This window comes from Mycobacterium asiaticum (genome assembly GCF_001673365.1).
GTDB classification, from domain to species: Bacteria; Actinomycetota; Actinomycetes; order Mycobacteriales; family Mycobacteriaceae; genus Mycobacterium; species Mycobacterium asiaticum_A.
In genome coordinates, this window is sequence record NZ_LZLS01000059.1 from 1 (window position 1) to 11,002 (window position 11,002).

11 protein-coding genes are annotated in these 11,002 nt (G+C 65.2%); 4 read left to right on the forward strand and 7 right to left on the reverse strand.

The features are described 5' to 3' along the window. The 3 genes from A5634_RS06260 to A5634_RS06270 form a co-directional block, all read right to left on the reverse strand. A partial coding sequence (locus A5634_RS06260) for a universal stress protein (RefSeq protein WP_065143215.1) occupies positions 1–734 on the reverse strand: 734 nt, incomplete at its 3' end. Next, positions 731–1,759: an Acg family FMN-binding oxidoreductase gene (locus tag A5634_RS06265; RefSeq protein ID WP_065143216.1), complete on the reverse strand. Its 1,029-nt coding sequence runs from the start codon at positions 1,757–1,759 to the stop codon at positions 731–733. The genes A5634_RS06260 and A5634_RS06265, both read right to left, overlap by 4 nt. A gap of 125 nt (positions 1,760–1,884) precedes the next feature. Further along, positions 1,885–3,348, reverse strand: coding sequence for an AAA family ATPase (locus tag A5634_RS06270; protein ID WP_065143225.1), 1,464 nt, complete (start codon positions 3,346–3,348; stop codon positions 1,885–1,887). A gap of 229 nt (positions 3,349–3,577) precedes the next feature. Between A5634_RS06270 and A5634_RS06275 the strand changes: the two genes are divergently transcribed. After that, complete coding sequence (locus tag A5634_RS06275; protein ID WP_065143217.1) at positions 3,578–4,000, forward strand: pyridoxamine 5'-phosphate oxidase family protein; 423 nt, start codon at positions 3,578–3,580, stop codon at positions 3,998–4,000. Between the two features lie 68 nt (positions 4,001–4,068). Next, positions 4,069–4,944, forward strand: a complete 876-nt coding sequence (locus A5634_RS06280; RefSeq protein WP_065143218.1) for an alpha/beta fold hydrolase — start codon at positions 4,069–4,071, stop codon at positions 4,942–4,944. A gap of 9 nt (positions 4,945–4,953) precedes the next feature. Here A5634_RS06280 and A5634_RS06285 read toward each other — a convergent pair whose 3' ends face one another. From A5634_RS06285 to A5634_RS06300, 4 genes are read right to left on the reverse strand one after another with little or no spacing between them, the layout of a single operon-like run. Beyond that, entirely contained in the window at positions 4,954–5,433 is a 480-nt protein-coding gene (locus A5634_RS06285) for a nuclear transport factor 2 family protein (RefSeq protein WP_065143219.1), read from the reverse strand. Next, on the reverse strand, positions 5,430–6,224 hold the full coding sequence (locus A5634_RS06290; protein WP_065143220.1) for an SDR family NAD(P)-dependent oxidoreductase: 795 nt from the start codon (positions 6,222–6,224) through the stop codon (positions 5,430–5,432). Before A5634_RS06290 ends, A5634_RS06285 begins: the two co-directional genes overlap by 4 nt. A 31-nt stretch (positions 6,225–6,255) precedes the next feature. Beyond that, positions 6,256–7,050: a mycofactocin-coupled SDR family oxidoreductase gene (locus A5634_RS06295; protein WP_081290235.1), complete on the reverse strand. Its 795-nt coding sequence runs from the start codon at positions 7,048–7,050 to the stop codon at positions 6,256–6,258. Then, positions 7,047–8,648: a flavin-containing monooxygenase gene (locus tag A5634_RS06300; RefSeq protein ID WP_253861499.1), complete on the reverse strand. Its 1,602-nt coding sequence runs from the start codon at positions 8,646–8,648 to the stop codon at positions 7,047–7,049. The genes A5634_RS06295 and A5634_RS06300 overlap by 4 nt, the downstream gene beginning before the upstream one ends. Positions 8,649–8,804: 156 nt before the next feature. Between A5634_RS06300 and A5634_RS06305 the strand changes: the two genes are divergently transcribed. Both A5634_RS06305 and bphC read left to right on the forward strand, forming a co-directional pair. After that, positions 8,805–9,998, forward strand: a complete 1,194-nt coding sequence (locus A5634_RS06305) for an acyl-CoA dehydrogenase family protein (protein ID WP_065143223.1) — start codon at positions 8,805–8,807, stop codon at positions 9,996–9,998. A 9-nt stretch (positions 9,999–10,007) separates the two neighbouring features. Beyond that, positions 10,008–10,916, forward strand: coding sequence for a biphenyl-2,3-diol 1,2-dioxygenase (bphC, locus tag A5634_RS06310; protein ID WP_065143224.1), 909 nt, complete (start codon positions 10,008–10,010; stop codon positions 10,914–10,916). Positions 10,917–11,002: the final 86 nt, after the last annotated feature.

Genomic DNA, 11,002 nt, shown 5'->3' on the forward strand with positions numbered 1-11,002 from the left:
GCCGCCCGATCACGGACCACGATACGGTGCACGGTGACGTCGGGATAGCGCTCCTGCCATCCGGCCAGGCGTTCGGCCAGTATCTGCTCCGCCTGCAATTGCAGTGTCTCCCAGTCGAACCCGTCGAGGTCGAGCACCTCGATGTCGCTCCAGGCGTGCACCGCCTTGAGTTCCACACCACGGCGCGATGCCTCGTCGAACGCCACGGACTCGGCCAACTCCGACACCGGTGACCCGTCGATGCCCACTACCACAGGTGCGTTCTCGCGCAGGCTTCCCGAGGACTCCATATCGCGCACGATGACGACCGGGCACGCGGCGCCGCGCAGCACACCCGAGCTGACCGAGCCCAGCAGGGCGCGCCCGACGGCACCGCGCCCATGGCTGCCGACGACCACCATCTCGGCCTCTTCGGAGAGCTCCACCAGCGTCGGTATCGGCGGCGAGAGCTTCAGTTCTGCGACGACGTCGATGGCCCGATCCCCCGCCGCATCCCGGGCATTCTTGTCCGCCTGATCGAGCACCCGCCGGCCATCGTCTTCCTGCCAGAGGGCGACCCCGCTCACCATCGGGATCTGGGGGAACGTCGCCACGTAGCTGTTGAGCATGTGGACCAGCGTCAGCGGGACGTTCCGCATTGCGGCAGCACGTGCCCCCCACGCCACCGCGGCGGTGGAGGCGGGCGAGCCGTCGACACCGACGACGAAGCCGTGGCGCTTTCCGGACGGCGTCATTCTCGTTCCTCCTTGGACGTCCCGTCGGCGGCCGAGCTCCCCGGAACGAAGTCGAGAACCTCGCTCATCGGGCGACGGGGGGTGGTTTCGGCCGGGTGCTCATGGGCTGGAGATCTGCCGACCCGGATCAGCAACTGCGGCCGCCCGGAGGTTCCGGTGATTTCGCCGATGATCGCGCGGCTGTGTTCGAGTTCGGTGAGATGCGTCAACGTACAGGTGGCCATGCCGGCCGCGGTGCATTCCAATAGCACGGCCGAAAGTGCCTCACCGCAGCGCAATACCTCCGCTGTCTCGTCCCTTCGAGTGGATAGCACCACGATCTTCGAGTGGTCATGATCGACGGTGGGGCGACGATGGCCACCACCCGTCGGCGGAAACGCGCGGCCTATATCCACCCGTGCGGCCTCCGAAGCCGACACCAACGAACTCTGCGGCACATGACTGGCGTCGGATTCGAAAGGAGATGCCCACCAACGCAATTCGGTCAGGTAGGTGGTGTCGTAGCGACGCAGGGTCTCGGTCAGACGTGACACCTCGGCCAACCGCGGACGTTGATCGTCGGCTATCACGTCCAATGACACGCCGTACGGGGTCACGGCGTCACGTAGGACCGCCTCCAGTGGAGACCATGGTGACGGTGCCGCGTATGGCAATCGGTCGGTGTGCCTGCGTCGTATCGCCTGCGCCAGACGCTGGTCTGGCGCTGCGATCGAGGCCGCCGGACGGAACCGCAGCGTCGCCAGATGTGCTGGATCATGTGCATTGGGCAGCCGCTCGGTGATGCTGCCCCACCCAGCTGCAGCCATCGCAACCCGCACATGGTCCAGGACGGCGCCGCAACTCAACGTCAGCTCCCGACCGCTGGGGTCGGTGCCGGGCATTCTCCGGCGCGGATCGGCCCACAACTGCAGGGTGGTCTCGTCGGCGACCCACCGCCAGGGTTGGCTGTTGTGCAGCGACGGCGCGCGACGCGCGAGGTCCACCGCTTGCCGAATGACTTCCCGACCGGGCAGATTGGCCGACATGTCAGGCCCGCGCGGATTCAGCCAGCAATAGACGTTCGGCGGACGGGCGCCGGACCGCAGTGCCCGAGGCGTAGGTGCTGACTGCTGTATTCGTCGACATGCCAATTCCTTTCGGCCGAATCTGGTCAAATCCCTTGCTGCCAAGCGTCCATGGCCAACGCCACAGTGGACGCAAGGGGCAAGGACGTATCGAGCTGGTGTGCCGAATCCCAAGGATCTCGACGGCCCGCGAGGACAGCGGCGATATCAGGAGTCGCGTCGGAATTGCCCGGTGCGCGGGTCTGGATGCGCCCAGCGGTCGTTTCGACCGGCACCACGCACATGACTTCCACTATTCGCGAATGGGTTTCGCCGGCCATCCGACGGGCTTGCGCGCGAAGACCCGGGTCCTGCCAGGTGCCGTCGAGTATCACCGACTGACCCTCGGCAAGGTAGCCGCGCGCTCGGCCCAGCACCGTTTCATAGACCGTCAAGACCTTGCCGGGGCTGTAGAGGCCCTCGTCCAGCACGCCAACCTCCCCGGAGATGGCGCCCGACTGCGTCAACTCCCGTCGCACGTCGTCGGTCGAAATGACCTGTGCGCCAAACTGTTCGGCTAGGGAGCGGGCCACCGTCGACTTGCCGCTACCGGGGTTACCCCCGACAAGTGCCAGCCGGACGGCTCCGTTGCGAAGATGGGCGGTCGCGATCGCGAGGTGTCGCGCGGCGTGGGCGGCGAAGTCGGGCCTGCCCTGCAAAAAGCGCACGCACTCGACCTTGGCGCGTACCACGGCCCGGTAGGCGATGTAGAAGTCCCACAGCGACCGCGGCGCGGAATCACCGGTCATAGCCGTGTAGCGCTCGATGAAGTACTCACCCAGATCTTGGCGACCCAAAAACTCCAAGTCCATGGCCAGGAACGCGGCATCATCGATGCAGTCGAGGTAGCGCAGTTCGTCATCGAATTCCAGGCAGTCCAGCACGGCCGGAACTGCATCGACGTAGAAGATGTCGTCGGCGAGCAAGTCGCCATGGCCATCGACGATGCGGCCCCGTTCGATTCGATCTGCGAATAGGCACGAACGGCCCGAAATGAATTCCTCGACAAGGCTCTCGATACGACAGACCAACTCTGCGGTCACCCCGGGGATCGCCATGTCCGCGTATCGATGAAGTTCCGACAGGTTGTCTCGCCACCGTTGTTCGACGGCACCGACCTCGCCCTGAGCGTTGATCGTCTCGCCTCGCTCGGCTCGGGCGTGGAACTCTGTGAGCACGGCTGCGACGGCGTCCAACGCCTCCTTGGTTGTTGCATCACATTCGGGCCGGGTGGCCAGGAATGCCAACCGGTCGCAATCGCGATACCGCCGCATGACCACGATCGGTTCAGCCGGACCGACGCCCGGAATCGACAGCTGCGCGACCCCGAGGTAACTGCCGGGAGACAGGCGGCTGTTCAGCTCGACTTCTCTACGGCACGCATGCTCGCGTTGACCCGCGGTGCGAAAATCGACGAAATCGGTGCGCAGGGGTTTCTTCGCCTTGAAAACTTTCTCGCCGGCCAGCACCACGACGCCGGTGTGGGTTTCCCGGAGATCGAGGTAGGGCATCGACTCCTCGATCGCTGAATCGGCACACGCGTTGGCGGAACCGGTAGCGGCCACCGATTCATGCATTGTGTTCTCCCTCTCCTACCGAAAACGCTATCGCTCGAACCAACTTCGGTCGTGGGTCTTTAGTCACCAAGGGCAGGGACGTCGGGCCTCACCCGGGGGCGGCCGCGATGGATCTCGGGCGACTACCGTCATCATTGGAACGCAGCGACGAAAGGGGAGGCTGATGCCGGGATCCGACGACGGGGTCACGATTCTGCCCGAACACGAGTGTTGGGACCTGCTGGATAACGTGCCGATCGGACGGCTGGTCACCAGTGTTGACGGCCGACCGCAAATCTTTCCGGTCAATTTCGTTGTTCAGCGGCGCACCGTGCTGTTCCGCACCGCCGAGGGTACCAAGTTGATCAGCACCGCTATCAACAACCATGTGGTCTTTGAAGCCGACGAATACGGCGGTACCGAGGGCTGGTCGGTAATTGTCAAAGGTGTTGCCCGCTCCGTTCGCAACGACGACGACGTGGCAGCGGCCGAGAATTCCGGCCTGCTGTCCTGGACATCATCGGAGAAGACGCACTTTGTGCGCGTCCTTCCGGAAATGGTCACCGGTCGGCGGTTCCGGTTCCAGCGGCCGTCGGAAAGCTCGTAGCCGTCACATCTGCGCCGGCGCGGGGCAATTCGTGCCCGGGCCCGCACCAGTCATGGCAAGGTGGCCTAGTGGCGAACGCTTCCGAACAATCCGAATTGCGTGAAACGAACACTGCGGTAGGCACTTTGCGCTACTACGACACAGGCTCCGGCTCCGCAACGGAGACCGCGCCGATCGTGTTGTTTCTGCACGGGTCCGGTCCCGGTGTCACCGGCTGGCGCAACTTCCGCGGCATCCTGCCCACCTTCGCCGAGCACTTCCGGAGCCTGATCCTGGAATTCCCCGGCTTCGGCGTCACCGACGACTTCGGCGGTCATCCGATGATGACCGCGCAGGGCGTCGTGGGTCCGTTTCTGGATGCGCTGGGTATCGACCGGGTCCACATCGTCGGCAACTCGATGGGCGGTGGCGTCGGCATCAACTTTGCCATCCGCTACCCCGACCGGATCGGGCGGTTGGTGACGATCGGCGGCATCGGGACCAACACTTTCAGTCCCGGCCCCAGCGAGGGCATCCGACTGTTGCAGGAGTTCACCGAAGACCCCACCCGCCAGCGGCTCGTCGACTGGCTCAAGTCGATGGTTTACAACCAGTCTCTGGTGACCGAGGAGCTCATCGAGGAACGCTGGCAGTTGGCCACCGACCCGGAGGCGCTGACTGCCGCCCGCCGCATGTACGGCAAGGCAGCGTATGCCGCCATGATGGCGGCGATGAGCACCTCCGACCGGCCGATGCCCTGGGCCGTCATGCATAGGGTGGCCGCACCCACGCTGTTGACGTGGGGGCGCGACGACAGGGTCAGCCCGCTGGACATGGCGATCGTTCCGATGCGCACCATCCCGAACGCGGAACTACACGTGTTCCCCAATTGTGGGCACTGGGCGATGATCGAAGCCAAGGACGCGTTCGAGAGCACCGTCCTGGCGTTCCTGACGCGCGGTTGAAACAGCTCGTCAAACCGCCTCGCCCGCAAGGCCTTTCGCCAGCAGACCGTGCGCTTCCGGCTTTCCGTCCAGCACCCTGCTGGTGCGGGTGGTGATCTGCCAGTGCCCGTGGCTACGTCGCAACGCGAAATGGTTTGCCGTGCAGCGCCATACCCGATAGCCTTCGCCATCGCGGATCAGCACCAAGGATTCGCAGACCGCCACCGCCGAATCGCCATCGACCGTCACAACGGCGGGTCCCAGGAAGTGGCTGCATCCGTTGGCCACCAGATTGCGGTGCGGTTCGGAGCAAACCATGGCGTGGACTTCGGCGCGGCTTCCCATACGCATCAGGTCCACGTCGTAGACACCGTCGACTGCCCACAACCGGGCAGTGGCGTCGGCATCCGCGGCGTCGACCGCCGGGCCGTAGGACGCGATCAGTCTGGCGATGTCGTGTTCGTCCTCGAGCCGGCGCAGCCGCGCGGCAAGGGCCTCGATGTCGGTCATGGTTTGCCCCCGATCAATTGCTGAACTCGTTTGTGCGCCCCCAGAACAATTGCGGCGCGGTCGGGTCCACTGCCCCACTGCACGGCGGCGGCATTGTCTCCGACGATCACCACTGGTCCATTGGCCAAGTTGGCCAAGCCCTCCCGCGCTACGTCGGCCGGGTCGGAGACGACCAAACCAGGCACGTCGAAGTTCAGTCCTGCGCGTTCCATCGCCGGAGTGCGCGTGACACCCAGCACCAATTCCAGTACGTCGACCCCGTATTCGCGTAGTTCGAGCCACAAGCTCTCGGCGAACAATCGGCCGAATGCCTTGACGCCGGTATACGCCGACTGCTGCATCGATCCGTAAGTGCCGGCCATCGACCCGACCAACAGGATGCCGCCGCGGCCCCGGGCACGCATGGGTCGCCCGAAATGGTGCACGAGCTCCAGCATGCGGGTCACGTTCAGGTCGATCACCCCGCCGATCGCCGCGAGGTCGGCATCAAGAAACTGTTCCCGGCAGGTGTTGGCGCCCGCGTTGTAGATCAGTAGACCGACGTCCAGATCGGCCGTCTCTTTCACAATGCGTGAGATCGACTCGGGTTCAAGGAGATCCACGGCAATGGTGCGGGCTTGAGCGCCGCTCTCGCGGCACCGCCGAGCCGTCTCATCCAGCGGTCCCGGCTTGCGTGCGATCAGCACCACGTTGATTCCGTCACGCGCCAATTGCACCGCGAATTCGGCGCCGACACCCTCCGAACCTCCGGCGATCACCGCCCACGGCCCGTATCGAGACAGTTCTGGCATGGCCCTCCTCAGCGCTGCGTGGCGGTCCGCTTCAGGTCTTCTGTGTCAGGCCGGCGTCGACGACGAGTTGCGTGCCGGTGATGTAGCGGCCTTGTTCGGAGGCCAGGAACAACACGGCGTTGGCGATGTCGACCGGCTCGACCCACGGCACCGGAAGCAGGTTGCGGGCACGCAGCACTTCGGCGGCGTCCTCGGCCGTGGGGTTGTCCAGATCCGGTCGCAGGCGCCGAAATGTTTTTTCGTTGAGCACCATCGGCGTGGCTACGGCTCCGGGATGCACGGTGTTGACCCGTATGTTGCGTGCTCCCAATTCATTGGCCAGCGTTCGCGCCAGTCCCACCACCGCATGCTTGCTGGCCGTGTAGTGAGCGGCGTTGGCCAACCCGCGAATTCCGCTGGTGGAACTGATGATGACGACCGATCCCCCGTCCGCGCCAATGTGCGGCACCCCCGCCTTGACGGTATGCCAGGCTCCGGTGAGGTTGATGTCCAGAGTGTGTTGCCAGTCCCGCGCCTCGATTTCCCACGTGGGCCGGCCCGGTGTGTGGACCCCGGCGTTGGCGAGGATGACATCCAGACGACCCAACTGGCCGACGCCGCGGTCGATGGCGGCTGTCACGGCCGGCAGGTCGGCGACGTCGGCCAAGCCGGTAACGCAGCGGCGACCGCGCCCTTCGACTTCGGTTGCGAGAGAAGCCAGGTCGTCGGTAGAGGTGTCGAGTGCGATTACATCGGCGCCCTCGTCGGCGAACCGTTGGCAGTGCACGCGGCCGGTGCCACGCCCCGCACCGGTGACCACAACAACCTTGTCGCGCAAACCCGTCAGCATGGCTGCTTGGTGAGGTCGAATCCTTTGTAGCCGGCGTCGGCGACCTCAGCGCAGATCGTGTTGTAGGTGGCGAAGCCGCCGACGAACAGCATGAAGCCCCTCGGCTTCCCCGGAACGTTGGCCCCCATGTACCAGGAGTTGGCTTTGGTGAACAGGGTTGCTTCGGCTAGTCGGCTGAGCTCGGCACCCCAGCTGTCCACGGCGTCTTTGGTGGCCTCGATCGCGGCGTAACCGTTGGCATCTAGGTAGTCGATCGTCTGTGCGATCCAATTCACTTGCGCCTCAGCGTGTAGCACCATGTTGGCCAGCACGGCAGGCGCTCCCGGTCCCGAGATGACGAACAGGTTCGGGAACCCGGCCATCCCCAGGCCAAGATAGGTGCGCGGCCCGTCTGCCCATTGCTCACGCAGCGTTGCGCCATCCCGGCCGACGATATCAATCTTGGCCAACGCCCCGGTCAGAGCGTCGAAACCTGTTGCCAGCACGATCATGTCGAGATCGTAGTGTTGGTCGGTAGTGTTGATTCCGGTGCTGTCCACGGACTGGATGGGAGTGTCTCGAACGCTGACCAGCGTCACGTGGGGTTGGTTGAAAGTCTGAAAGTAGTTGCTGTCGGTGCAGATTCGTTTAGTGCCGATGGGGTGGTCGGTGGGGATAAGCAGTTGGGCGACGGCGGGGTCGTCGATGACCGCGCGGATCTTTTCCTCGTAGAACTTGCGGGCCTCCTCGTTGGCGGCCGGGTCGATCATCTGGTCGGGGAAGGTCTTGGAGTACAGCACCCCGCCTAACTGCCAACGCTTTTCGAATGCCGTCCGCCGCTCATCGGCGGTGAACTCCATCGCAGGCTTTGCGGCGGTGATGTGCGGCGACCCCCCGCCGCTGCGCCACGACAGTCGGCGTCGTTCCTGATAGCCGGCCTTGATGTCGTCGAGCTCGGCCGCGGACAGTGGTTTGTTGCCGGCCGGAACGCTGTAGTTGGGGGTCCGTTGGAAGACGTAGAGCCGTGCGGCTTGTTCGCCGATGATCGGGATCGTCTGGATCCCAGACGATCCGGTGCCGATCACGGCCACTCGCTTGCCGGTGAAGTCGACCGGTTCGTGCGGCCAGTGTGCGGTGTGGTGGATTTCCCCGCCGAAGGTGTTCAGCCCCGGAAATTCCGGCGTCATCGCGTCCGACAGTGGGCCAGTCGCCATCAGCACGAACCGGGCCGTCACCACATCACCGGTGTCGGTGGTGACGGTCCACCGCACCGCCGCCTCGTCGAAGACCGCCGAGACGACCCGAGTGTTGAAGACGACGTCGCGGCGCAGGTCGAGTTTGTCGGCCACCCAGTTCAGGTAGCGCAGGATCTCGGCCTGGGTTGCGTACTTTTCGGTCCAGTCCCACTCCTGCTGTAGCTCCTCGGAGAACGAATAGCAGTAGTCGACGCTTTCCACGTCGCAGCGCGCGCCGGGATACCGGTTGTAGTACCAGGTGCCGCCGAGTTCCGGTGCGGCCTCGAGCGCCCGCACCGAGAGCCCCTGGGCGCGCAGTTTGTGCAGGGCATACAAACCGGCGAACCCGGCGCCCACGACGAGTGCGTCCAGACTGTCCACAACCACCCACCGTAGGGCCTTGGGCGCGCCGAACCCAGCCCCCTCCCGTTGACCGGGTCGCGCGCTCGTTCAGTCCGCTCACCGGGATCACCGCTGAGTCGACTCGCGCAGTGGAGTAAACACAGAGGCACGACCACACACGTAAGGACGAACAGCATGAGCGAGCGGGTACTGGACCGGGTAGTTGCGATGGCGGACCAGCTGCGCGAGCAGGCCCCCGAAGCAGAGCGGATCGGGCGGCTCACCGACGACACGGTCAAGAACATGAAGACGGCCGGCTTGATCCGGCTACTGCAGACCAAGCAATACCAAGGCTTCGAGGCGCACCCCCGCGAGTTCGCCGAAACGACGATGGCGACGGCCGCCCTGGATCCGGCGGCGGGCTGGATCGTCGGCGTGGTCGGCGTGCACCCCTACCAGTTGGCGTACGCGGACCCTAAGGTCGCCGCCGAGATCTGGGCCGACGACGTCGACACCTGGATGGCATCGCCGTACGCGCCACAGGGCGTAGCGCGGCCCATCGATGGTCAAGATGGTGGTTACGTCTTCAACGGCCGCTGGCAGTTCAGCTCGGGCACCGACCATTGCGACTGGATCATCCTGGGCGCCATGCTCGCCAACGAAGAAGGTGTCCCGCTAATGCCGCCGCGGATGCTGCACATGATCCTGCCGCGCAAGGACTACGAAATCGTCGACGACTCGTGGAATGTGGTGGGGCTGCGGGGAACCGGCTCCAAAGACGTGATCGTCAAGGACGCATTCGTCCCCACTTACCGGACCATGGACGCGACGAAGGTGATGGATGGCACCGCGCAGCGCGAGGCCGGGATGACCGAGCCGCTCTACCTGATGCCGTGGTCGACCATGTTCCCGCTGGGCATCTCCGCGGCGACGATCGGGATCGCGGAGGGCGCGCTGGCCGCGCACTTGGATTACCAGCGTGAGCGCGTCGGCGTCACTGGCACCGCGATCAAGGACGACCCCTACGTCATGTACGCCATCGGGGAGGCCGCCGCTGACATCAACGCGGCCCGCCAGGAGTTACTGGCCAACGCCGATCGCATCTACGACATGGTCGCCGCCGGCAAGGAAGTGTCGTTCGCTGACCGCGCGGCGGGACGACGCACCCAGATCCGAGCGGTGTGGCGCGCGGTGTCGGCCGTCGACGAAATTTTCGCCCGCTCGGGCGGCAACGCCTCGCGGATGGACAAGCCATTGCAGCGGTACTGGCGCGACGTGCATGTCGGCCAGATGCACGCCATCCACGTCCCGGGTTCTACCTACCACGCCTCGGCGCTGAGCTCGTTCGGCGTGGAGCCCCCGATGGGACCGTTGCGGGCCTTGATTTAGGAGCTTGCCGTGAGCGATCTGAAAAGCCTTGGCTACATTACCGTTTCGACCAACGACATCGAACGGTGGCGGCATTTCGCCGTTGGGGTGCTGGGGTTCGCAGAAGGCAAGGGACCCGACAGCTCCGCGTTGTATCTGCGGATGGACGAGCGCGCCGCACGCATCGTCGTGGTCCCAGGTGAGACGGAGCGGGTGCGAACCGTCGGTTGGGAGGTGCGCGACGGTGCTGCGTTGCAGCGAGTCAAGTCGTCGCTGGACGCTGCGGGAGTCGCGGTCAAGGACCTGTCCCAGCAGGAGGCCGATGAGCGACGTGTCGAAGAGGTCATCACCTTCCACGATCCGGCCGGCATCACGGTCGAGGTGTTCCACGGCGCGGTGCTTGACCACAGCCCAGTGATCACACCGTTCGGGGCGCGGTTCGTGACCGGCGACCAGGGCCTGGGCCACGTTGTCCTGCCGGCCATGGATGCCCAGGGGCTCGTCGAGTTCTACACCGACGTGCTGGGTTTCCGCTCGCGCGGCGCGTTCCGAGTACCTGCGCCGCCGGAGTTCGGGCCGATCCGGGTGCGGTTCCTCGGCATCAACGCCCGTCACCACAGCCTCGCAATCTGCCCGGCCATGCATCAGCGCGATCCGGGACTGGTGCACGTCATGGTGGAGGTGGACAGCCTTGACGCGGTGGGGCAGGCGCTGGACCGGGTCAACGCCGAAGGCATTCAGCTGTCTTCGACCCTGGGCCGCCACACCAACGACAAAATGGTGTCGTTCTATGTCCGCTCACCGGGTGACTGGGACATCGAGTTCGGCACCGACGGCATGCGTGTCGACGAAACCTATTACACCGCAGAGGAAATCACCGCCGACAGCTACTGGGGCCACCAGTGGGTCGGCGACATGCCTGCGGCAATGCGGATGTGATGTCGCGGTCCCGTCGCGGCGCGGCGCCGTCTGGCGTCGTCGCGCTCGGGGCGGCCGCGCTCCGGCGCCCTTGCTCCGGCGCCCGC

Coding starts and splice junctions, on each gene's coding strand:
- A5634_RS06285 (WP_065143219.1), bottom strand. CDS start 5,433: ATGACCGACATCGAGGCCCTTGCCGCGCGGCTGCGCCGGCTCGAGGAC.
- A5634_RS06275 (WP_065143217.1), top strand. CDS start 3,578: ATGCCGGGATCCGACGACGGGGTCACGATTCTGCCCGAACACGAGTGT.
- A5634_RS06290 (WP_065143220.1), bottom strand. CDS start 6,224: ATGCCAGAACTGTCTCGATACGGGCCGTGGGCGGTGATCGCCGGAGGT.
- A5634_RS06270 (WP_065143225.1), bottom strand. CDS start 3,348: ATGCCCTACCTCGATCTCCGGGAAACCCACACCGGCGTCGTGGTGCTG.
- A5634_RS06265 (WP_065143216.1), bottom strand. CDS start 1,759: ATGTCGGCCAATCTGCCCGGTCGGGAAGTCATTCGGCAAGCGGTGGAC.
- A5634_RS06305 (WP_065143223.1), top strand. CDS start 8,805: ATGAGCGAGCGGGTACTGGACCGGGTAGTTGCGATGGCGGACCAGCTG.